This window comes from Fodinibius salicampi, from assembly GCF_039545095.1.
Classification (GTDB): Bacteria; Bacteroidota; Rhodothermia; order Balneolales; family Balneolaceae; genus Fodinibius; species Fodinibius salicampi.
In genome coordinates this window covers 684,002-706,469 of record NZ_BAABRS010000002.1, presented here as the reverse complement: position 1 = coordinate 706,469, position 22,468 = coordinate 684,002, and the positions used below count along the sequence as shown (strand labels likewise).

The 22,468-nt window shown below is 41.6% G+C and carries 19 protein-coding genes and 1 tRNA gene; 7 read left to right on the top strand and 13 right to left on the bottom strand.

The window, feature by feature from the left end:
• Window positions 1–52: 52 nt before the first annotated feature.
• The 8 genes from gap to ABEB05_RS10725 all read right to left on the bottom strand — a co-directional run bounded on the left by gap (window position 53) and on the right by ABEB05_RS10725 (window position 7,420).
• Window positions 53–1,057, bottom strand: coding sequence for a type I glyceraldehyde-3-phosphate dehydrogenase (gene gap, locus ABEB05_RS10760; RefSeq protein WP_265790020.1), 1,005 nt, complete (start codon window positions 1,055–1,057; stop codon window positions 53–55).
• 143 nt (window positions 1,058–1,200) lie between these two features.
• Complete coding sequence (locus ABEB05_RS10755; RefSeq protein WP_265790019.1) at window positions 1,201–1,875, bottom strand: ankyrin repeat domain-containing protein; 675 nt, start codon at window positions 1,873–1,875, stop codon at window positions 1,201–1,203.
• Between the two features lie 85 nt (window positions 1,876–1,960).
• The gene (gene fmt / locus ABEB05_RS10750; protein WP_265790017.1) at window positions 1,961–2,875 is read right to left on the bottom strand and encodes a methionyl-tRNA formyltransferase; all 915 of its coding nucleotides are present in this window, start codon (window positions 2,873–2,875) and stop codon (window positions 1,961–1,963) included.
• Between the two features lie 18 nt (window positions 2,876–2,893).
• The gene (def, locus tag ABEB05_RS10745) at window positions 2,894–3,454 is read right to left on the bottom strand and encodes a peptide deformylase (RefSeq protein ID WP_265790015.1); all 561 of its coding nucleotides are present in this window, start codon (window positions 3,452–3,454) and stop codon (window positions 2,894–2,896) included.
• Window positions 3,426–3,881 carry a Holliday junction resolvase RuvX gene (ruvX, locus tag ABEB05_RS10740; protein ID WP_265790013.1) on the bottom strand — a complete coding sequence of 152 codons (456 nt, stop codon included), beginning with the start codon at window positions 3,879–3,881 and terminating at the stop codon, window positions 3,426–3,428. The genes def and ruvX overlap by 29 nt, the downstream gene beginning before the upstream one ends.
• Before the next feature lie 2 nt (window positions 3,882–3,883).
• Window positions 3,884–4,216, bottom strand: coding sequence for an HU family DNA-binding protein (locus tag ABEB05_RS10735; protein ID WP_265790011.1), 333 nt, complete (start codon window positions 4,214–4,216; stop codon window positions 3,884–3,886).
• 225 nt (window positions 4,217–4,441) lie between these two features.
• Window positions 4,442–6,688, bottom strand: a complete 2,247-nt coding sequence (locus tag ABEB05_RS10730) for a RelA/SpoT family protein (RefSeq protein WP_265790010.1) — start codon at window positions 6,686–6,688, stop codon at window positions 4,442–4,444.
• A 150-nt stretch (window positions 6,689–6,838) separates the two neighbouring features.
• Entirely contained in the window at window positions 6,839–7,420 is a 582-nt protein-coding gene (locus tag ABEB05_RS10725; protein WP_265790008.1) for an outer membrane beta-barrel protein, read from the bottom strand.
• A 353-nt stretch (window positions 7,421–7,773) separates the two neighbouring features.
• Between ABEB05_RS10725 and ABEB05_RS10720 the strand changes: the two genes are divergently transcribed.
• A complete protein-coding gene (locus ABEB05_RS10720) occupies window positions 7,774–7,992 on the top strand; it encodes a cold-shock protein (RefSeq protein ID WP_265790006.1) in 219 nt (72 codons plus the stop codon).
• Between the two features lie 145 nt (window positions 7,993–8,137).
• Here ABEB05_RS10720 and ABEB05_RS10715 read toward each other — a convergent pair whose 3' ends face one another.
• A complete protein-coding gene (locus ABEB05_RS10715; protein WP_265790005.1) occupies window positions 8,138–9,550 on the bottom strand; it encodes a Gfo/Idh/MocA family protein in 1,413 nt (470 codons plus the stop codon).
• 399 nt (window positions 9,551–9,949) lie between these two features.
• Between ABEB05_RS10715 and ABEB05_RS10710 the strand changes: the two genes are divergently transcribed.
• The 5 genes from ABEB05_RS10710 (at window position 9,950) to ABEB05_RS10690 (ending at window position 15,066) form a co-directional block, all read left to right on the top strand.
• Window positions 9,950–10,843: a DMT family transporter gene (locus ABEB05_RS10710; RefSeq protein WP_265790003.1), complete on the top strand. Its 894-nt coding sequence runs from the start codon at window positions 9,950–9,952 to the stop codon at window positions 10,841–10,843.
• 145 nt (window positions 10,844–10,988) lie between these two features.
• The gene (locus ABEB05_RS10705) at window positions 10,989–12,158 is read left to right on the top strand and encodes an SIS domain-containing protein (protein WP_265790001.1); all 1,170 of its coding nucleotides are present in this window, start codon (window positions 10,989–10,991) and stop codon (window positions 12,156–12,158) included.
• 119 nt (window positions 12,159–12,277) lie between these two features.
• Window positions 12,278–13,261, top strand: coding sequence for a carbohydrate kinase family protein (locus tag ABEB05_RS10700; protein WP_265789999.1), 984 nt, complete (start codon window positions 12,278–12,280; stop codon window positions 13,259–13,261).
• A complete protein-coding gene (locus ABEB05_RS10695) occupies window positions 13,239–14,066 on the top strand; it encodes a class II fructose-bisphosphate aldolase (protein WP_265789996.1) in 828 nt (275 codons plus the stop codon). The genes ABEB05_RS10700 and ABEB05_RS10695 overlap by 23 nt, the downstream gene beginning before the upstream one ends.
• A 4-nt stretch (window positions 14,067–14,070) precedes the next feature.
• Window positions 14,071–15,066, top strand: a complete 996-nt coding sequence (locus ABEB05_RS10690) for an amidohydrolase family protein (protein WP_265789993.1) — start codon at window positions 14,071–14,073, stop codon at window positions 15,064–15,066.
• A 27-nt stretch (window positions 15,067–15,093) separates the two neighbouring features.
• Here ABEB05_RS10690 and agaR read toward each other — a convergent pair whose 3' ends face one another.
• From agaR to kbl, 3 genes are all read right to left on the bottom strand, one after another.
• A complete protein-coding gene (gene agaR / locus ABEB05_RS10685; protein WP_265789991.1) occupies window positions 15,094–15,858 on the bottom strand; it encodes a transcriptional repressor AgaR in 765 nt (254 codons plus the stop codon).
• A 136-nt stretch (window positions 15,859–15,994) separates the two neighbouring features.
• On the bottom strand, window positions 15,995–16,945 hold the full coding sequence (locus ABEB05_RS10680; RefSeq protein ID WP_265789988.1) for an NAD-dependent epimerase/dehydratase family protein: 951 nt from the start codon (window positions 16,943–16,945) through the stop codon (window positions 15,995–15,997).
• Between the two features lie 9 nt (window positions 16,946–16,954).
• Complete coding sequence (gene kbl, locus ABEB05_RS10675) at window positions 16,955–18,136, bottom strand: glycine C-acetyltransferase (protein WP_265789986.1); 1,182 nt, start codon at window positions 18,134–18,136, stop codon at window positions 16,955–16,957.
• Window positions 18,137–18,444: 308 nt separating this feature from the next.
• Between kbl and ABEB05_RS10670 the strand changes: the two genes are divergently transcribed.
• Window positions 18,445–18,532: transfer RNA gene (locus ABEB05_RS10670), tRNA-Leu, on the top strand.
• A gap of 107 nt (window positions 18,533–18,639) precedes the next feature.
• On the opposite strand, the gene ABEB05_RS10665 is transcribed toward ABEB05_RS10670, so the two are convergent.
• Complete coding sequence (locus tag ABEB05_RS10665) at window positions 18,640–22,314, bottom strand: hypothetical protein (protein ID WP_265789984.1); 3,675 nt, start codon at window positions 22,312–22,314, stop codon at window positions 18,640–18,642.
• Between the last annotated feature and the right edge of the window lie 154 nt (window positions 22,315–22,468).

The following is a 22,468-nucleotide window of genomic DNA, read 5'->3' as shown; positions in this document are numbered from 1 at the left end:
GGTGCATGAAAATCATACACCGCCTCAAAATCAAAAAGTACTGGAAGTTATATTAAACGATTCTGGTAACCAGATCAGCTGTACGTGCAGAATAACCTGCTTCGTTATCGTACCACGCTAAAATCTTAACTAACTTACCGTTCGCCTTAGTAAATCCGGAATCATAAATGCAAGAGTGCGGATCGCTCAGTATATCCGTAGATACCAGTTCTTCTTCGGAGTAGGCTAACACACCTTTCATTGGTCCTTCTGCAGCATTCTTAAACGCCTCGTGAACCTGTTCAACCGTAACGTCTTGCTCGACAATTGCCGTTAAATCCGTAAGTGAACCATCGGGTACAGGAACGCGAATAGCGCTTCCGTCGAGTTTTCCTTCAAGCTCCGGCAATACAAGTTCTACGGTTTGTGCAGCTCCCGTTGTTGTTGGGACCAAATTATGTGCGGCTGTACGTCCTCTTCTCAGGTCACCATGCGGACCGTCCAGTATATTTTGGCTACCGGTATACGCATGAGTCGTCGTCATGAATCCTTTCTCCAAACCAAAGGAGTCATTAAGTACTTTGACCATTGGAGCCAAACAATTAGTAGTACAGCTGGCATTGGAATAGATTTGGGTGTCGTCATCAATAATTTCATCATTGACCCCTAAAACTACCGTTTTCACTTCTTTATCTCCTTTTGCAGGAGCAGAAATAATTACTTTTTCAGCACCAGCTTCAAGATGTTTTGCAGCAGCATCATATGTTCGGAATAAACCGGTAGATTCAACTACAACGTCCGCTCCACGTTCGTCCCATTTTAGATTAGACGGATCGCGCTCTGCTGTAATACCGATCTCCATTCCGTCGATGGTAATACTTCCTTCACTTACATTAACTTCACCTTCAAAGGTGCCGTGAACGGAGTCACGCTTAAATAGATATGCTAATGTTTCCGCATCCGTTAGATCGTTGATACCAACAATATTAATTTCATCTTTGTGGTATGCCAATATGGATCGTGTAACCAATCGGCCGATTCGTCCGAATCCGTTAATTCCTACATTTATTTTAGCCATAAAACTTATTCTTTTTAGTTTAGCTCGGTTTAAGTGTAAAATACTTGTTTATAGCATGGAGTGTTATAAAACAGTACAGGCGATAATCAAGCCGCCTAAAAATAACAGTAAATCCCTACTTTGTAAATTATTGAATGATAATTTTAATCCTCTTCTTCATCCAGATCAAGATCCTCCGGAGGAATTTCATCAAGAGGAAAATCCTGCATAAAATCTTCGTCCTCTTCTGGTTCTTCTTCAGTTTCCTCTTTACTCTCTGCCGTAGCACCCGCTTTTCGTAACAGGCGGGCGATCTCCATATTATCATTATCGAGCGCCATGGCGAGGGCACCATTTCCATTCTTGTCTTTTCGTTTAACCGACGCCCCGTTATCAAGCAAATATTTCACCACTTCCAGATGTCCGTCTCGTGCGGCAAGCATAAGAGCAGTCTGCTCCCAACGCTGGGTGGCATTGAGGTTAGTCCCCTGTTCATGTAAGTAGCGTACGGCCTCCAATTGTCCCTCACGGGCTGCTGCAATCAGTGCCAGATCACCAATTTCAGCCCCATGCTCAATTAATAATTGGATCATCCCTATATTTCCGTTCTCAGCGGCCCTATTCAGCGCAGCTCCCCCCATAACGGTTTTCAAATTAGGGTCAGCGCCTTCTTCAAGCAGGTATCTAACGACTTTTTCCTGATCATGCTGGGCTGCCGTAATAAGAGCCGAAGCTCCATTTTTAATAGTTCCGTTTATATCTGCTCCTGCTTTAAGCAGTTTTTCTACTTCTTTTAAATCTCCTTTCTCAGCAGCTTTGAGCAAAGGTAACTGTTCCATAAAAAATTAACTTTTATCTGTTGATTAACTGAAATTTCCTGACAGGTATAATATTATTATCACATTAATTTTCCATAGAGAAATTTTACTTTAAAATACCAGCTCCATGGTAACCGTTGATAAAGTCACTTCCGCTCATTCGCCGCTTCCCTTCCAGCTGTACCTCCTTTAAAATAACGGTGCCGGATGCGCACCCCACCATGAGCTGGCCGTCTTCAACCTTTAACTCACCGGTTCTGAGTGCATCCTCAGGACCCAATTCCGAACGATACATATTGAATTTCAGTCCGTCGAGAGTCGCCCATGCCGTAGGAAAGGGACTTAATCCCCTTATATTATCATGTACTTTTTTAGACGGGCGGTCAAAATCAATCTTACAGTCTTCAGTGAATAATTTAGGCGCGGGAGTGGCTTTCTCATCATCCTGTTCGGTCAGTTCATAACTTTCGTGGTCAATTTCTTCTACTGCCTGAACCAACAAACTGCTTCCCATCTCTTTCAATCGGTTGTAGACATCACCAGTCGTTTCCTTGCTACCGATATCAGTAGCCTTCTGTTTAATAATTTTTCCCGTATCGACCTTTTCATTCAGGAAAAAAACCGTACAACCCGTTTTTTCTTCTCCATTTATAACCGCCCAGTGTATAGGGGCTGCTCCCCTGTATTTCGGTAACAGCGAGGCATGCAGATTTATAGATCCTTTGGAGGGCAACTCTAATATATCAGGAGGTAATATTCGGAAGGCCACTACCACATAAAGATCCGCCTCCAAGGCTTTTAGTTTCTCATAAAAAGCCGGATCGTCCAGTTCTTCCACTCCGATAACCGGTAATCCCAGTTCCAATGCCTTTGCCTTTACCGGAGTTGGTGATGGCTTAGCACCCCGCCCTCTGCGCTTATCCACATTACTGACTACCGATACGATTTCGTGTTCCGTCTGATTTAGTTTTTCGAGGCTTGGAATAGCAAAATCAGGTGAACCCATAAAAACGATACGCATAAAGGAACCCTCCGCTAGTTATTTATCCTTTGGTACAGTTGGATAATCAATCTCCTTTTCTCCGGATGCAATTTCCTTCAGTTTAGAACTGAGTAATTTCCGTTTAAAGAAAGAAAGGTGATCCAGAAACAGTATTCCATCCAAATGATCGGTTTCGTGCTGAACGATACGAGAAAGCCATCCCCCTATTTTCAGTTCTTTTCGGTTAAAATCACGATCAAGATAGCTTACCGTTATCTTTTCAGGCCGGCTAACCGTTGCATTCACTCCCGGAATACTGAGGCATCCCTCATCCATATCAACTTCCTCATCACTTTCTGAAGTTATTTCAGGATTAATCATGGCAATAGGACCATACTCGGGCTCATCCTCCTTTTCAGCCATCGGATCGGCATCTACAACAAAAAGCCGTTTAAGCTTCCCGACCTGGGGTGCTGCAAGCCCGACCCCGTCAGAATTATACATCGAATCAAACATATCATCGATAAGTTGCTGAATTTCTTCGGAATTTTCTGTGACAGGCTCTGCCTTTTGGCGAAGCACTTCATCATCATACGTAACGATCGGTAACACGGACATTCTCTGATTTCATGAATTCTATGTATTTCTGAAGAATAATAGCAGCGGCCGCCTTGTTAATACGATCCGACTCCCTGCGCTTCATTTTAGGAACTCCTGCTTCTACCATAGCCCGTACAGCTTCCTTAGAGGTATAGCGTTCATCCATCTTGGCAACTTCCATATCAGGAAAATGCTCTTCCAGCCGACTCAGAAAGCTACGAACCATCTTAATAGCTTTTCCTTCGTCGCCTTCGGGGGTGAGCGGCCATCCTACCACAAATTTTTCCACCTGTTCATTTTCAACAAGCTTTTTGAGCGCTTCCATTACTTCAGAATCGTGATAGGTCCCTATGGGATTTGCAACGGTTTTAAGCAAATCCGTACGTGCCAACCCAATCCACTTGGTACCGACATCGATTCCTATAAGTCTGCCATATTTAGCCACAATCAGCCTTCCATTTCTTCTATTTCCTCTTCTTCAAGAGGCTGTTTCAGAAATTGTTTTAAAAGTTTACTTGGTTTAAAATGCGTTTTTCGATGCGCGGGAACATAAATCTCTTCGTTTGTTCGAGGATTTCGCGCCCTGGGCTTAGCCTTGGTTTTCTTCACTTCAAAAACACCAAAATCCCTCAATTCGATCCGACAGGTAGGATCCGCATCCATCATGGTCTCCCGCAGGGCTACCAACACAGCCTCAACCCACGGCTCTGTCTGAACCATTGGTTCATCGAGCTGCTCTGCCACGCGTCGAACAATATCTTTTTTGGTATAAGTCATCATTTAAAAACCACACAATTAGTACTGGAATAAAGCACAAAAATCTATTTTTATACCTGTTTCCACGAGGTGGTTGATAATATTACTTTTATGACGGATTTGAAAGTTTTGCCAGTGATTTTGTATTGCTATGCTTAACATAGCCTTTTTTAACGGATTTCAAGCAATTATCAGCTAAGAACAGAGGTTAAATACTTCTGAATAAAATAGTTGATCAATCCTAAGTGATTATTCATAGCGGAACACGCTTTTCACCCCTTCGACTTTGTGCAATTTAGTGATCACACGATCAAGATGATCAATATTATCTACATAGACCGTCAGGATGCCCTCAAACATACCGCTGTCGCTATTAACGTTAATACTCTTCATATTCGTTTCCATGGATTTAGAAAGAATATCAGTAATATCGTTAATCATTCCTACCCGGTCTTCACCAACGATCTTAACAGCTCCCAGGAACTTAGAGCTAATATTCTTGGCCCAGGATACATCAATGACCCGTTCGCCGTCTGTTTGGATTAAATGATGTATGTTTTTACAGTTCGAGCGATGTACTTTGACATCACCTGTGCGGCTGATAAATCCAATTACATCGTCGCCAGGGATAGGATTACAGCAATTGGCATAGCTGTACTTGATATTGGAGATATTATCGTCGATAACCAGGGCCTTCTCATCACCTATAGAGCGGGCCGCATCAATATAGGTTTTTTGAATCTCTTCCTCAGTTATGGGGGTTTTCTTCTGTTCTTTTTCCTCCTTTTGGATACGCCCCTTTCCAGTGAACTGCTTGGCAGCTTTCAAAAGCTTGCTGACGTCAAAGTTGCCCTTCCCAATCTCGTAGAAAAGCTCCTGTGTCGACTCAAACTTCAGTTTATGAGCCACCTTCATCAGGTCTTGGTCAGAGATCACCACATTCGCACGCTTGGCTCGTTTTTCCCAGATTTCCTGTCCCTCATCGGCCACCTCGCGTTCCTGCTGTTTAATATACTGGCGTATGCGCGATTTGGCTTTATGAGTAACCACATCATTAATCCAGTCGGGATTTAAATTGATTTTATTCCCCGTAATAATCTCGACCTGGTCTCCAATTTCCAGCTTTTGCCTCAAGGGGGCCATCTTGCCATTTATTTTAGCTGCCATAGCCCGCTCTCCAATCTCACTGTGGATATCAAAAGCAAAGTCGATGGGCGTTGCTCCCTGCGGAAGCGTTCGAAGCTCTCCCTGTGGGGTAAAAACATAAATTTCATCCTGATATAGGTTCAACTGAAAATCTTTTACAAATTCAGTTGCCGCATCGGGGCGAGGATTATCGAGTACATCGCGTACCCAATGAACAAATTTGTCCAGTGTTTCAGAACCTTTTTTCCCTTCTTTGTATTTCCAGTGTGCTGCCAGACCTTTTTCGGCGATATCATCCATCTGCCGGGTACGTATCTGGACTTCAACCTTGCGCCCCTGCTTGGTTATTACGGTAGTATGTAAAGACTGGTATCCGTTCGCCTTTGGTACAGAGATAAAATCACGAAACCGCTTGGGGATTGGAGTATACCAATCGGTAATAATTGAATAGACGCGCCAGCAATCTTCCTTGCTGTGGGGATCTTCAAGGATAATTCGGATAGCAAACAGATCATAAATTTCTTCAAAAGGTTTCTGCTGGCGCTGCATCTTCCGAAAAATCGAATATATATGTTTGGGACGTCCCTTAATCTCGAAAGTAAACCCCTGTTTTTCCAGCTCTTCCTTAATGGGCTCCATAAACTCCTCGATGAAATTCTCCCGTGCCTCTTTCTTCTCCCGCAGTTTTCGGGCAATAAATTTATATGAATTGGGATCGATAACCCTAAAACAGAGATCCTCAAGTTCACTCTTCATATTAAACAGTCCAAAACGGTGGGCCAGCGGTGCATACAGCTCCATCGTTTCAGTGGCCTTTTGCATCTGCTTTTCGCGAGGAAGATGCTGTATCGTCCGCATATTATGAAGCCGGTCGGCAAATTTTATGAGTACTACCCTAATATCCTCCGCCATGGAGAGCAGCAGCTTCATAAACGTTTCTGCCTGCTTGGTATCCCGGCTTTTAAAGACACCCGAAATTTTGGTTACTCCATCTATGAGATGGGAAACCACCTCACCGAACTTTTCCTCTATGTCATCGAGGGTAACCCCGGTATCTTCTACGGTATCGTGCAAAAGAGCAGCAACCACCGATACATCATCAATATTAATTTCTGATGCAACAATTTCTGCCACAGCTACCGGATGCAGGTAAAAAGCTTCTCCAGAGGCACGTTCGATGCCTTCATGGGACAGGTAACACAGCTTAAATGCACGGGAAACCATCTGTTCATCAACTTCTTCCAGATGGTCTCGACATACCTGCAAAAGCTGATCCAGATTCGCCTGCTCGGGTGGGGCAAGCGTATGTGCATCCAGATCAATATTATATGTAGCTTTGGTTTCAGCCATAGAACCTTGTTAACAAAAAAAGCCTATTCGGTTTGAAGCCATAACGTTCGGGGCTTCTTATTTATAAGTAAAATAACTGTTTATTCAATTCCAATCATAAATAAAAAAGGCGGACACAACATGGTGTCCGCCTGATAAAATATCTTAAATTTAAAAATTAATAGAGACTCCAAAGATCAGCCGCCCATTTCCTTCTTTAATAGACTCATCTAAATTTTCATAATTGCTTACCTGCTCAAGGCGGTATTCTACAAAAGGAGTTAATAAAGGAACAGGACTAATTTCAGCGCCTACAAATCCATTCCAATAGATTGCGCTATCGCTTCCATCCTCATCGAAGGGGGAATCTTCTGGTAAATCATCACGATTTACATCCATCGTGCTTGATCCTAATCCCAATCCCACATATGGAGCCACAAGCCCAACCGATACACCGCCTACAGCAGCTAATCCGTAATCATAATTTGTAAGTTCCCTTGAGTAGGTTACTCCATCTCGCGAAAGGGAGTTTTCTTCATTGAAGTAACTAAAATGTCCGCGTAAACCCAGGTTTACAATCGGCAGACGCTGCAAAATATCTCGTTCCAGGCGAACACCGAACCCATTTTCCGGTTCTTCATCTCTTATCTCGTAAGAAGCGCCTAAACTCCATTGCGCCGCTACTTTCTGGGGTACAGAGCTTATTAATAGTGCAAAAGTAGCCAAACCAAATAATAGTTTTTTAATATCCATAGTAACTTTACCTCTTATATATAAATGATTTTTTACGTTCGTTTATTTACTCCGTCTTAAGGTAATATCCCGGACTTTTGAAAAGAATCAAAACATTACCCTGTTTCGGTAATTCTATGCATATAACAGATATATATGCTCTTTTATTCCCTTTTTCCGGAAAAAAGTTTTATAAACATCAATACCTGTTCAAAAAACGATATAAAATAAATATGGAAATTCCGTTTACAGATTATTATCTTGGTATGTTATATTTAATTCCCACCTATCGTGTGAACTCCTTTCCAGAATTTGACAACATAAATTCTAATCAAGGGATTAAACCGTAGGTGACAAAACAATACATAGTATAAATGGCACAACAAGGTAAAGTTAAATGGTTCGACGTAGAAAAAGGATTTGGATTTATCGAACCTGAGGACGGAAGCAAAGATGTATTCGTCCACCGAAACAACGTAGAAAACTTAGACTATAATCAAGGTCTTGAAGACGGTGAAAGTGTAGAATTCAACGTCGAAGAAACTCCTAAAGGATTGAGTGCAACTGATGTACGCAGTCTTGATTATAAGTAAATAATCGATTTATTGATTAAAATATAGAAGCCCGCTCATTTTTGAGCGGGCTTTTTTTATGTGAAATAGTTCCAAGAGTTCCCCCCCTCCTACCTTTACAGAAAATAATGAGAGATTAAGTTAAGCCCTTCAGAAAGTTGGGTAATTAAATAATTTGTGTTGTCCCTCCCCGCCGAAGTTCGATATCCATCAGCGGTTCATTGCTCTTCCAGGCCCCACCTGTGAAATCAGGCACATCCAGCGTTTCAGATCGGTTGGCAACAGACCGTTCACTTAGCGGGATAACCGAGCTCCACAGGGCCGCATCATAAACGGTCATATCCAGGGGCAAACCATTGCGGAGACAGTCAATCAGCTTCCAGTCCATCAACGTATCCATACCTCCGTGGCCACCTACCTGTCGGGCCATTTCTCCTACCTTTTTAGTGATTTTCGGGGTAAATTTCTCTTCCAGCTCGTTGAACTCTTCCTCTGAAATCCAACCACTGTGATCTGTTGCTATCTTTGCCGGCAATGGCCATTTTCTTGCCATTCCTTTGGTACCGCTCAACAGATGTATTCGAGTATAGGGACGGGGTGAAGTGACATCGTGCTGCAGCATAATTGTCCGTCCTTTATGAGTCCGAATGGTACTGGTATTCATATTTCCCCTGTAGTCCCAGTCGGCATACTGCTCCCAGAAGTCATCTTCTTCTGCCAGCTCATTCGCCTTCTCCCGCATCATAAAATCTTTGCTGGACATTGATACCATATAATCCATCTGATCTCCGGAATTAAGATTCATTGTCTGGGCGATCGGCCCTAAACCATGCATAGGATACAAGTTCCCATTTCTGTCCCTGTTTTCGTTCAAACGCCACATATTACTATAGTTATCCTTAGAAAAATTGTGGTTGATCAGCTGATGGATATAAGCGCCTTCCCCATGAATAATCTCTCCGAAAAATCCATTGCGAGCCATATTTAAAGTGACCATCTCAAAAAAATCATAACAGGTGTTTTCCAGCATCATACAATGCCGTCGGGTCTTCTCCGAGGTCTCAACCAGTTTCCAACACTCCTCAATAGTCTGCGCTGCTGGAATTTCAGTTGCCGCATGTTTTTCGTGCTCCATAGCAAATACAGCCATAGGGGTATGCCACTCCCAAGGAGTACATATATATATAAGGTCGATATCTTTCCGATTGCACACCTTCTTCCACTCCTCTTCACTGCCATAATAACCTTCAGGATTATGAGAAGTGTCCTTGATCGAATCTATGGCCGACTCGACCCTTTGCTGTTCCAGATCACAAATAGCTTTTATATCGGTCCCCTCAATACGGGCAAGCCGTCTGACTGCACCTGATCCCCTGTTCCCTACTCCTATAATTCCTATCCGCACGGTTTCCAGTGCTGGAGCGGCATAGCCGTGCATATTAAATCGCTGGATTTGTTTCTTCTTATACGATACTCCATGTTCAGAATCATCGGTAAAATTTGAAAAAAGACCTGTACCCGTAAAACCCGCTAATCCGATAAGCTTTAAAAACTCCTTGCGTCCAAAGCCGTTACTCATAGTCATTCACCTTAATTTATTTCCAATTTTATCTCCTTTATCGTTTAATAAACTACATAGAAACCATCATACCGATACTCAAACCTTCTTCCCCCACCCTTTAATATATATTGATATAATCATAGAAGCTTATACGATATGAATAAATTTGAATAATCCCTTAAGACTCATATCAATCATATAACTTACAATACGATCTGTAGAATCGTTTATATGATGAATACTTAAAATCACTTCAAAACACCAATAATTAATTAATTATTAAGCCAAAAACAATACTTTAGTTTTTCTTTCCTTTTTTATAGGATAATTATCTTTCATTTTGTTTCTTAAATAAATGCCATTATAGTTTAAAACAATTATCTGTCACTTTTTGTGTGATAAATATGGATAAATATTATGTCTGATAAACGTTGGTTATGGTATGCTGTATTAACAACATTTTTCTGGGGAATTTGGGGCGCATTTATAGAAATACCTGAAAAAAATGGGTTTCCCGCAACTCTGGGATATGCCGTTTGGGCGTTCACCATGATTCCTCCCTGCATCTTTGCCCTGTACCAGGTAGAATGGAAAGTACAATATGATACAAAATCAATCATATATGGAAGTCTGGCAGGTATACTAGGAGCCGGGGGACAACTTATATTATTTGAAACGCTGCGTTCGGGTCCGGCTTACCTCATTTTTCCCTTTATTTCTCTTTCCCCGGTCGTTACTATCATACTTGCCACCCTCTTTTTAAAAGAAAAAACCAGCTTTAAAGGCTGGATGGGAATTGTTTTGGCCCTTATAGCCATTCCCCTTTTATCATACCAGGAACCCGGAAACGGGATTACAAGTGGTTACCTGTGGATTTTCCTCTCGCTGCTTGTCTTCCTCGCATGGGGTATTCAGGCCTATATACTGCGTTTTGCAAACGAAACCATGCAGGCGGAAAGTATCTTTTTCTATATGACCATTACCGGTTTACTGCTAATGCCTTTTGCCCTGTTGATGACCGACTTTAACCAACCTATTAACTGGGGAATCTCAGGATTCTATTCGGCCATTATTATACAGCTGCTTAATGCGATTGGTGCTTTATCCCTTGTATATGCTTTTAGATACGGAAAAGCGATCGTTGTTTCTCCAATAACTAATTCCCTGGCTCCTGTCATCACTATAATTCTTTCACTGATGCTCTATGCTGTTATACCTCATATCATCATTATGGCCGGTATGGTTCTGGCGGTTATTGCTTCATTTCTGCTTGGGATCGAAGAAGAAACCGAAAACATAGCAGATGCTTAATTTTTCACATAAAAAGATTTAATAAACATATATACTTTCATTTTGTTTTTTTATAATTTAAGATACCTTCAATTGTTATGTATTTTTTCTGAGAGTTAGCATAGTGGCTAACCACATTTTGAGTTATTAGTCTAAAAGAAATTTTATGTTGTTAGAAAGTAACGGAAACGGTAAAAACACGGGCCGAGAAATTACCGCTCAACCTGATACATGGGCTAAAACGTGGAGAAAAATCCGTAAGGAAAAAGAAAACCTTACTACCTTTTTAAGCGAAGTCCTCGCTAATGAGCATGTACAAATCGTTTTAACCGGTGCAGGTTCTTCCGCTTTTATTGGAGATACTGGGATTTCTTCCTGGAATAAAGCCTGCGCCCAGACAGCCCGGGCTATTCCAACTACGGACCTGGTAACTCATTTTGATGAGCATATTAATTCCGCCAAATCCTTATTACTTATCTCCTTTGCCCGGTCGGGCAATAGTCCGGAGAGTACCGCCACTATTCATCTTGCAAATGAACACTGTGACAATGTACTCCATCTTATCATAACCTGTAACCCAAAAGGTAAATTAGGCCAGCTCAAAGATCATGAAAACACCTATGTTTTCTTCATTCCTCCCGAGGCAGAAGATCAAAGCCTGGCTATGACCAACAGTTTTACCAGTATGTCCCTGGCCGCCGTTCTTATCCCTCAAATTGTAACTGAACCTAAAAAAGAGGAAGAGCTAAACCAGCAGATCAAAACACTTTGTGATTACGGTCAACAACTTATTAACGACTTCAGTGACACCCTTTACGAGGTTTCTCAAGCTGATTTCAGTAAAATCGTTTTTTTGGGCAGCGGTAATAAATGGGGCATTGCCCGGGAATCGCACCTTAAAGTACAGGAACTTACCAACGGGAAAGTCATCGGGAAATATGATTCCTTTCTAGGTTTTCGACACGGCCCCAAGGCCATTATTGATAATCAAACACTATTAGTATACCTCCTTTCCAATAAAGAGGATGTCCATCAGTATGAAAGAGATCTGGTCACTCAGATTCAGGATCACGATATCGGACTAACGACTCTTGCCGTTTCTGAAAGTCCTTATGATACTGTAAAAGCGAGTTATTCGATAACTCTGAATGAAGAAACAAAGCTGAAAGATCATCTCTGGGCTATCGCCTGTACCATTCCCGCCCAGATTATCGGCTTTTATAAATCCCTGGCTTTTGGATATAATCCGGATAACCCTTCGCCGAATGGTACTATTTCCCGCGTTGTAGAAGGCGTTACGATCTATAATAAAGCCCCAAAAACACCGAATTTGTGATGTTTTTATTGGTTTTTGCCAATCCCTTGGTTAATTATCTCCTGTGCTACTCCAAAAGTATCCTGAATTAGTGATCACAGAACTAACAGAAAATATAGAAATCGAAACGATATCCTTTCATGGCTGATAAGAAAGTATTTAACCCTAAAGTTTTGGTGATCGGGGAGCTCAATATGGATTTAATACTGGATAATGTCGCCTCCTTTCCGGAATTGGGTAAGGAAAAAATTGCATCCGACTTTAACCTTACCATGGGCAGCTCCTCGGCTATTTTTGCCGCAAATCTGGCCAGGCTGGGCACCCCCACTGCTTTTTGTGGCATGGTTGGCAAGGATGATTTCGGCCACATGATCACCGAACAACTCCGGGAATTCGGGGTGGATACCTCCCATGTCACTACATCTCCCCAGCATAAGACCGGGCTGACCGCCATCATCCGACACAACAACGATCGGGCTATGGTTACCTATCCCGGGGCGATGGAGCACTTTGGTCCGGATAACTTTCCCGAAAATCTATTTACCAACATACGACACCTGCATATTTCCTCCATCTTCATGCAGCCGGTCATTCAAGAAAACCTGTTGGCAATAGTAAATAAAGCGAAGAAGCAAGGGATGACCATTTCTCTGGACACCCAGTGGGACCCCGACGAACGATGGGATCTGGATATCCCCGCCCTCCTTTCCAAGGTGGATTTCTTTCTGCCCAATGAAGATGAATTCCTGGCACTTTCGGGGAGCCCAACGATCGAAGAAGGCATCACCAAACTACAACCTCATCTTACTGATGGCACCATCATTATTAAACAAGGGACCAGCGGGGCTCTTTACTTTACTGCTGATGAGATACAGTCCATACCGGGCTACCATAATAAACAGCCGGTAGATGCGGTCGGGGCCGGCGACAGCTTCAATGCAGGCCTTATTCACCGGTACCTGCAAGGGGATGACATCCAGGATTGCATCCGGTTTGGCCATATCACCGGGGCCGTTTCCACCACGTCTGCCGGTGGCACGAAGGCCATCAAAAGTTTTGAAACCGTACAAAACATTGCCGTAAACCAATTTTCAATTACCGATGTCGATGACTTTACAGGATAAATTTGCTGAATTAGACCAGCAGAACAAGGCGCTTTTAGCTGTAAATTTCTACAACTTTGAAACCCTTTCTGCCACTCTTAAGGCAGCTGCTGCCCAAGACATTCCCATCATTTTACAGTCCACCAAGAGCACCATTGACTACCTGGGGCTGGAAGTGACGGCCCAGCTGGCGCGGGCGGCAATCCGCCAGTACGGGGTAGAAGCCTGGCTGCATCTGGACCATGCCCAGGATACCGAGCTCATCCGGCGAGCCCTCGATGCCGGCTACGACTCGGTCATGATTGATGCCAGTGAAAAGCCCATCGAGATAAACCGCGACATTACCCGGAAGGTCGTCGAGATGGCCGCCCCCTACGGAGCCAACGTCGAAGCGGAGCTCGGTTATATTGCCAAACTTGGCCAGTCGAAAGAAGAAGTGGCCTTTACCCAGCCCGGGCAAGCCCGCTCGTTTGTCGAGGATACCGGCGTGGACGCTCTGGCTGTGGCCATAGGATCGGCCCACGGTTTTTATGATATGGACCCTGACCTTGATATTGAGCTGTTAGGCAGGATACACGAAGCCACCCCGGCGGCCCTGGTGCTTCACGGAGGCTCAGGCATTCCGGACGACCAAATCCAGGCGGCGATCCGCAACGGCATCCGAAAAATAAACCTGGCGACGGAAATCAAGAACGGCTTTATGAATACCCTTCGGGAGCAGCTGCCCCAGTCAGAGGAAATTGACCTGCGCAAAGTATTTCCGGGGGCCATCGATCATGTGCAGGCGCTGCTGGAAGAAAAAATTACAATGATAAATCAAGCATAATCTTATGCCTGCTATCGATTCCTTTCCCAAAATTGACGCCCACGTGCACTACAATGCCGACCGACCCAATCTACTCGAGATGGCCCGGCGGTTTAACTTCTCGCTGGTAAGCATCAATACGGAAGTGCCGGACTTCCCCTCTATTGAAAAGCAGCGGCAGCTGGCCCAATCACACAGCGCAGAGTCTGATATTCCTCTCCATTATGCCACCACCGTATCATCAGAACATATTTTTTCGGACGGCTGGGCCAAATCAGCGATAACAAAAATTAAAAACGACCGGGCGGAAGGGGCCATTGGCGTCAAGTTCTGGAAGAATATCGGGATGTCCATCCGGCGCACGGACGGTTCTTTCTTAATGCCGGATGATCCGGAGCTCGAGCCGGTGTTTAGCTTTCTTGAGGAAGAGCAGATTCCGGTGTTGGGTCACCAGGGCGAACCCAAAAACTGCTGGCTGCCGGTGGAAGAAATGACCGTTAAAAGCGACCGGGAGTATTTCTCAGCACACCCGGAATACCATATGTACAAACACGATGAATACCCCGGTTACAGGGACCATATTGAAGCCCGCGATGCCGTTTTAGACCGGCATCCCAATCTTCGGTTTGTGGGACTCCACCTGGCCAGCCTGGAATGGAACCTGGATAAGGTGGAACAACGGCTGGAACGCTATCCTAATTTGGCGGTAGACCTGGCCGAGCGTATTACGCACCTCTACTATCACGCGGCAGAAAATCGCCAAAGTGTAATAGACTTCTTTGAGAAATACCAAGATCGCATCATCTATGGAACGGACATTATTAATGATCCCGGTCAGCCTGCAAAGACTATTAACGAGGAGCTCGAACGGCGATGGACTGCGCACTGGGAGTTTTTAACCACCGACCGCCCCATGGAGTCCGAACAGGTCAGAAAATCCTTCCAGGGGCTAGCGCTGCCGGAAGCCATTCTCGAGAAAATATATCGGCTGAATGCTGAAAAATGGTACCAATTGGAATAATATCCTCCTAATTAAAGGAGGTTGTACCTACACTTTCACCACTTCAATATCTCTCTCTTTAAATCCTTCCTCAAACTCCGACGATATTTTCGTATCGGTGATAACGGTTTCGATGGGCTCCAGGCCACAAATATAAGAGAAACTATGCCGTCCGAATTTTGACGAATCAGATACCAAAATAACCGTATTCGACCGTTCAACCATCATCCTATTAAGTTGTGCCTCCTGCGGATTTGGCGTTGTCAATCCATGGTCAAAATTCATTCCATCCACTCCTAAAAAGAGCTTATCGAAGTAGTAATTCTCCATCATCCGCTCCGCTTCCGGTCCTACCAGCGAATACGATTTATCCCGCAGCACGCCACCGGTAAGCATTAATCGCATCCCGGAAACTCCTGCCAGCTCAACAGCAATATTAATGGCATTGGTCATGAGCGTCAGGTCTTTTTTCTCCTTCAAACGGAGGGCAATTTCGCGCGTGGTGGTTCCCGAATCCAGGATAATAGAGTCTCCATCGCTAACCAATCCCGCTGCATATTCTCCGATTCTCTTTTTTTCCTCTACATTTATTTTCTGTTTTTCTTCCAGAGAAGGGTCGTTATAAACATTATTACGTAGAAGGGCACCACCGTAAGTACGATGAATCAATCCCTTTTCTTCAAAAAAATCCAGATCATTGCGAATAGTCACCGTGGAAACGTCGAACTCTTCACTCAGCTCATCAACACGAACGGATCCTTCGCTCTGAATTTTTTGTATAATTTTATCTCTTCGATCAACAGTAGACTTCATAGATTATTCATTTATTTATAGGAAGTAATATGATGCATTATGCTAATTTAGGGCAATATCGAATATAGGTAAAAAAAAGTAAATACTTAATTGGTCTTACCAAAGAGAACTCCGTTTTGTTCTTAACATTAACAAATCATAATACTTCCACTCGTTCAGATAAATTATCCAGCATATCTTCCACTATGGCCTCCAGATCGTACTGATGCTGCCATCCCCATTGTTCGCGTGCGGGAGCATCGTCAATGGAATCGGGCCAGGAATCCGCAATATCCTGGCGATAGTCGGGGTCATAATTAACTTCAAAGTCAGGAACGTGCTGCTTTATGACTTCGGCTATTTCTGCCGGCGTAAAGCTAACCCCGGAAAGGTTATAACTTCTGCGGACTTCAATATCTTTTCCATCGGCCTGCATTAACTGGACGGTGGCATTAACCGCATCTGCCATATACATCATAGGCAGAGCGGTATCTCTGGCTAAGAAACAGTCATAAGACTGTCGTTTTAGTGCTTTATGATGAATATCCACCGCATAGTCGGTCGTTCCACCCCCAGGCATGGATTTGTAACCAATCAGTCCCGGATAGCGCAGGCTTCGGACATCCACTCCGAAGCGCCGGTAAAAATAGGCGCACCACTGCTCCCCGGCTACTTTGCTGATGCCGTAAACCGTAGTTGGATTGAGTGCCGTATTCTGCGGGGTCTGCTGTTTGGGCGCATCGGGACCGAAAACCGCGATAGAGCTGGGCCAGAAAATTCGTCCGAGTGACTTTTCCCTGGCCACCTTAAGAATATTCAGCAGTCCCCCCATATTCAGCTTCCAGCCGAACTCTATATCCTGTTCGGCCTTGGCGGAAAGCAGTGCCGCCAAATGGTAAACGTGCTCGATTTTATACTGATCGATGATTTCTTCGGTACGTTCCCGGTCAAGCACATCCAGCTCTTCAAAGGGTCCCTCCCCCACTTCGCCCTCCGGGGGACGAATATCCGTGGCAATCACATTATCTTTTCCGTAAACAGATCGTAACTTCCCCGTCAGCTCACTTCCTAGCTGACCGCAGGCACCCGTAATTAAAATCTTTGTCATAAATAAAGGTTATGCGAGTTCTCTTTTGACTTCGGTAAAGGCTTCAATCGCTTGATCCAGATGTTCCTTCTCATGGACCGCTGAAAGCTGTACCCGAATACGCGCCTCCCCTTTAGGTACCACGGGGTAGTAGAAGCCGATCACATAAATGCCCTTCTCCAACAGGCGCTCGGCATATTTCTGCGCTTTCCTGGCATCATACAGCATAATAGGCACAATAGGATGCGAACCCTCCTTGATATCAAAACCGGCTTCCTTCATGCCCTCCCGGAAATAAGTGGTATTGTTTTCCAGTTTGTCTCGGAGCTCGGTAGTTTCATTCAGCAAATCCAGCACCTCAATAGACGCCCCGGTTATAGACGGAGCCAGCGTATTGGAAAAAAGATAGGGCCGGGATTTCTGACGAAGCATATCCACAATTTCTTGTCGCGCTGCTGTAAATCCACCGGAAGCGCCGCCCAATGCCTTTCCAAGCGTACCGGTAATAATATCCACTCGTCCCAATACGTCACGATATTCCGGCACACCGCGCCCCGTTTCACCTATAAATCCCGTAGCATGGCACTCATCCGACATGACCAGCGCATCGTATTCGTCAGCCAGGTCGCAAATTTTATCCAGCTGGGCAATCGTCCCATCCATCGAAAACACGCCGTCTGTGGCAATGATCTTCACTTCGGCATCCGAGGCTTCCTGCAGTTTATCTTCCAGCGACTCCATATCGTTATGGGCATATACGTAGCGATCAGCCTTGCAGAGACGCACTCCGTCGATGATTGACGCATGGTTCAGACGATCCGATATAATCGCATCTCCAGGTCCCAGTAACGGCTCGAAAATACCGCCATTGGCGTCGAAACAGGCGGCATACAGGATGGCATCGTCGGTATGCAGAAAATCGGCCAGTTTGGCTTCCAGCTTCTTGTGGATGGTCTGGGTGCCACAAATAAATCGCACCGAGGACATGCCGTACCCATATTCATCGACGGTCTTTTTGGCGGCTTTTAGCACCCGGGGATGGGAAGACAAGCCCAAATAGTTATTGGAGCAGAAATTAATCACCTCCTCCCCTCCTTCCGTATTGATTACCGCTCCCTGGGGTGTCGTAATAACGCGCTCCTCTTTATACAGGCCTTCTTCTTTTAGCTCGGAAAGTTCTCTTTTAAGACGTTCTTTAAGATTCTTACCCATGGTATTCTTTAGATCCTTCAGTTAGCATTACCGTTTGGCTGATATTTTTTATTTACCTATCGCTGATGCTTCAGCGTCTCCTATATATAAAAGTAGTTCAGTGAAAATAAGGAAAGTTTGACAAAATATTTTGTCCGATTCCGGCAGCCCGACAGACTCAGGCTCTAAAAGAGAACCTTATTTCTCTAAAAAGAATGTTGTAGATGTTGATATGAAACTATTATATTTAGCGTCTGATTTTGAGCAGGTTGCTTACAACGGAAGTAACATTTCGTTATATTTATTGTGTCCTTAACATATTGACTGATGCCCGAGTGGCGGAATTGGTAGACGCGTTGGACTTAAAATCCAATTGGTATCTAAATACCAGTGCCGGTTCGAGTCCGGCCTCGGGTACTTAATAAAACCCCTAAGTTGTTTTGTAACATCATCTTAGGGGTTTTTTATTAATATATGGTACAACATTAGTACAACAATTAATTATAAACTATAACTACCTCATTCTATAAATTGAATTCATGAATTTCTTTCTCGGTTAATTGGCTTTTAATAAGATCTGGATTAGTGCTATTAATCAATTTGAGAATGTTTTTAATAAGTTCTTCATTCTCCGTCTCTCTTCCCCACTCATCTTTTTTCATATTATCAATTAGCTTTTCACCAATTGGTATACCATCTTCAAATTTTTGTGTTAAATAAAGTTCCAATATTTCATGATCTAAATCATGAAAAGACTTTATAAGGCTATATAAATTCCTACTAAATTTGAAGGAAGAATCACAAGACAATGAATCTTTTATAATGATCCGTGCAAACTCTCTAGATAAATCTTCATTTAAACAAGACACCCCCTTTAAAAACCTACTTATTTCAATACCATCACTATGGTAAACTTTTTTACAATTACGAATCAACTCTTGTTTCCGATTTTGAATCCAATCATTAATCTGTCTTCTATCTTCTTGAGAATAAAGTAACATAACTCCTACCTGGTTTAACTCTCTATGAGGCGAACTCTTCACAAATTTCAGCCAATCATACCAATTAATTTCTTTAGCAAAAGATTCTGAATATTCTTTGGGGAATAATCTAATTAAATAAACTAATCCATTTGTAGCCATATAGGATGGCTTTAGATTTTTTGCAATATTTTTAAGATCTAGTCTGGCCAATAATTCAACATTATATTCTTCTAAATCAGAAAGTAATTTAGCTGCCTGATTGAGAGTTCTTTCATCAACTTTTTGAAACTCAGCCGCTATATGATCCCAATCTAGAGTTTCAAAAAGGCTATACTTTTGTTCCTTATTAAGTAGAACAAAATATAGGCTGATCAGATTAAATTGTTTAATGGAGCAATTGTTAATCTTATTTGCTATTTTTTTCTTATCTAATTTCGAAAAAATAAAATTCTTATGTTCTTCATCTAGTAATCTTACAAAGTTATAAAAACCATTAAAATACCGGATATTAATATCATTAAGCTCATTAATAATATTATCCCATTCCAAATTTTTAAAGATATATTGACGTCTATCTTTACCTAGAACACGAATGAATGTAGCTAGGGAGCTTAAGTATTTCGCATTAACATTATTTAATATGGAAACTACATAATCCCAGTCCAGACTGTTAATGAACTCATTCCTATATTCATCATTTAGAGAAGCTAAAAAGGATGAAAATTTTTCTAAATTATATATTTTAGAGCTGTTGAATTGGTCAATTAATCTAGACAGGTCAATATTTTTGAAGATCTTGTCTTTAGATTCTTCATCCAGCAAATTCAAAAAGTGCGTTACTCTATGAAGCCGGTTAATCTCTATGTGTTCTATATCAGCAGTAAATTTTTTCCACCTTATATGACTAAATAATTTACTTTTACTCTTTGGATTTAATTTTCCAATAATTGCAGAAAGTTTACTCACATTACGGATATCCATCTTTTGAATGTCCTCTGCCAAACTAGCCCAGTTGATCTCTTCAAGTATTAATTCTTGTTCTTTGGGTCCTAGATACTTTAATATCATTGATAGTTGATCAACATTTTGGAGCTTGATGGAACTCATTTTTTTGCCAATCAAACTCCAATCTATATCCTGAATAATGTCACTTTGGCTAGGCAGATCTAAAAAACTAAACAGATAAGCTACTTTTCCTAATTGTCTAGGTTTAGCTTTTTTAATTTCATCAACCAAACGATTTAAGTTTAAAGAAGAAATAACTCTTTTTTGGTACTCATTTGGAAGGTTCCGCATTAGTTGAAATAATTTATCAAAATTTTGTATCTCGGTTTTGTTTATTTCTTTTTCAACTATCGACCAATCTACGTTTTTTAAAAGATTAATTTGATTACTTCGCCCAATTAACCTTAGTAAATCACCGAGTTTGTCGAAGTATTCTATTGAAACAAATTCTATTTGTTTAGCTAACCTTCTCCAGTTATCTGCTTTGAAAAATTTGTAGAAGTCTTCAATATTCTGATTTAATTTCCTTAATCCTTCTCCAAGAACTTGAAATTGACTAGGATCGGTATCGCTTATTACATTTACAATTTGCTCCAAATTATTAGCCTGTAAAAAATCAAGATTTCCAAATATTCTCGTATAATCCCTTAAGCAATATTCCCATCTATTGATCTTTTCTATATGTGGATTTTTAATAAAATCTTGATACCAAGAAATATTCTCTTTTAGCAAAGACTTTAACATTTCATCATTTAAGCATTCATGGAATACTGATATAAACTGATTTAACTCATACTCTCCATCTTCTAACCATATACTAAAGGAGGATATTAACTTTCTGTAAAATACCTCAGTGTTATTATCAAAAATCTCTTTAATAATTTTAACGGAAAATCTAAAGTGCAGTGTCTTTACTCCTTCATTATATTCCTTTATAAAAGATGATCTTATTTCTATCCCTTCTTCCTTATTGCTCTGTAAATAATGTATGGCATTCACTATATCATTTATAGTAGGGAGGTAGGTTTTAATCCATTGATTACTCGAAAATTTAGCAGTTAGCTCGTCAATGTGAACTTCTACATCACCTCTAATGATATTTACTGCAGCTATATGAAATAAAACTATCTGATGGGCATCATTCAGTTTAGTTATCTCTCTTTTTAACCTTTCATCACCTTTTGTGGCGATAAAATTAAAATGCCATACATCATTAACATTTGTAGTTGGGAAACGTCTTTCTGAACCAACGCTTCTTTTGGCTTCATCAATACCTCCGATATTACCCTCAAGCAACCTATTTACTTGAGGGTCATTTGTGTTATAAAACCCTTCGACTAATTTATCTACAAATTTTTTAAATCGGATATTTATAAAAGATTGGCTGGGTTTCATGTATTCTTGATATAAAACCGTTTCGATCCAAATCAAATAAATATTATTACTTTCTGCTTCTTTTATTAATTCACTTTTTAAGCTTTTAGATTCAATTGTATGAGCATCATCAACTATGATAATCTTAATATTCCCTGGAAGTTTATCCAGTTCAAATAATACTTCCTCTATTAACCTTTCCTCTCTATCTTCATCAAGACTTTCTTGAAAAAATTTGGTTGTAAGCTGAAATACAACTCTATTGGCTCTATTTATTAAATTAGGAGGAAAAGTCATTGGTCTGAATCGATAGGCTAAATGATATGCAAGCAAGCTTTTCCCCTCACCTGGCTTTCCAATAATTTGACAATAACCATTAGTTGCTAAATTAATTTTACCCTTTTTAAACTCATCTGGTATTGGGGCAACATGTACGAATTGTGGTTGAGCTTTTTCGGAATTCAAAATTCCTTTAACAGTATCTTTTATAGCTATTTCATCTCCAGGTGATTTAAAGTTTACCTCATCGAAAAACTTTAGATTACTTTCCCCTTTCTTACTGATCTTGTTCTTAAAAAAGATAATATAGGATACTGCACAAAAGAAAAGGCAACTAACTATACCTAATAAACCCCAAATTGTATTTTTATTTAGACCCCAGCTAATTAATGGGATAAAAAGGGTAGCTAAAAAGGGTAGAAAAAAACTTAATCTTCCTTTAATTAATTTAATTAATCGTTTCTGTTTACGATTTAAATTGTTATTTCCCCGAAATAATCCCCATATAACCTTTAAGTGCCATTCGAAAGTAAAATTGTATGTGTGAACTTTACCCACTTGATATAATTTTATTTACAAACAATTTATACAAGTCTAAAAAGTTGGTTTTATAGATCGGAATCTAATCAAATTTTATCAAGTATTTAATTTGATTACAGTGCCCCTCAACATAATTTACCCAGTCAAAAGTAGAGAATAAGGAGTTTTTGAG

Coding starts and splice junctions, on each gene's coding strand:
- gap (WP_265790020.1), bottom strand. CDS start 1,057: ATGGCTAAAATAAATGTAGGAATTAACGGATTCGGACGAATCGGCCGA.
- ABEB05_RS10755 (WP_265790019.1), bottom strand. CDS start 1,875: ATGGAACAGTTACCTTTGCTCAAAGCTGCTGAGAAAGGAGATTTAAAA.
- fmt (WP_265790017.1), bottom strand. CDS start 2,875: ATGCGTATCGTTTTTATGGGTTCACCTGATTTTGCTATTCCAAGCCTC.
- def (WP_265790015.1), bottom strand. CDS start 3,454: ATGTCCGTGTTACCGATCGTTACGTATGATGATGAAGTGCTTCGCCAA.
- ABEB05_RS10735 (WP_265790011.1), bottom strand. CDS start 4,216: ATGATGACTTATACCAAAAAAGATATTGTTCGACGCGTGGCAGAGCAG.
- ABEB05_RS10730 (WP_265790010.1), bottom strand. CDS start 6,688: ATGGCTGAAACCAAAGCTACATATAATATTGATCTGGATGCACATACG.
- ABEB05_RS10725 (WP_265790008.1), bottom strand. CDS start 7,420: ATGGATATTAAAAAACTATTATTTGGTTTGGCTACTTTTGCACTATTA.
- ABEB05_RS10720 (WP_265790006.1), top strand. CDS start 7,774: ATGGCACAACAAGGTAAAGTTAAATGGTTCGACGTAGAAAAAGGATTT.
- ABEB05_RS10715 (WP_265790005.1), bottom strand. CDS start 9,550: ATGAGTAACGGCTTTGGACGCAAGGAGTTTTTAAAGCTTATCGGATTA.
- ABEB05_RS10710 (WP_265790003.1), top strand. CDS start 9,950: ATGTCTGATAAACGTTGGTTATGGTATGCTGTATTAACAACATTTTTC.
- ABEB05_RS10705 (WP_265790001.1), top strand. CDS start 10,989: ATGTTGTTAGAAAGTAACGGAAACGGTAAAAACACGGGCCGAGAAATT.
- ABEB05_RS10700 (WP_265789999.1), top strand. CDS start 12,278: ATGGCTGATAAGAAAGTATTTAACCCTAAAGTTTTGGTGATCGGGGAG.
- ABEB05_RS10695 (WP_265789996.1), top strand. CDS start 13,239: ATGTCGATGACTTTACAGGATAAATTTGCTGAATTAGACCAGCAGAAC.
- ABEB05_RS10690 (WP_265789993.1), top strand. CDS start 14,071: ATGCCTGCTATCGATTCCTTTCCCAAAATTGACGCCCACGTGCACTAC.
- agaR (WP_265789991.1), bottom strand. CDS start 15,858: ATGAAGTCTACTGTTGATCGAAGAGATAAAATTATACAAAAAATTCAG.
- ABEB05_RS10680 (WP_265789988.1), bottom strand. CDS start 16,945: ATGACAAAGATTTTAATTACGGGTGCCTGCGGTCAGCTAGGAAGTGAG.
- kbl (WP_265789986.1), bottom strand. CDS start 18,136: ATGGGTAAGAATCTTAAAGAACGTCTTAAAAGAGAACTTTCCGAGCTA.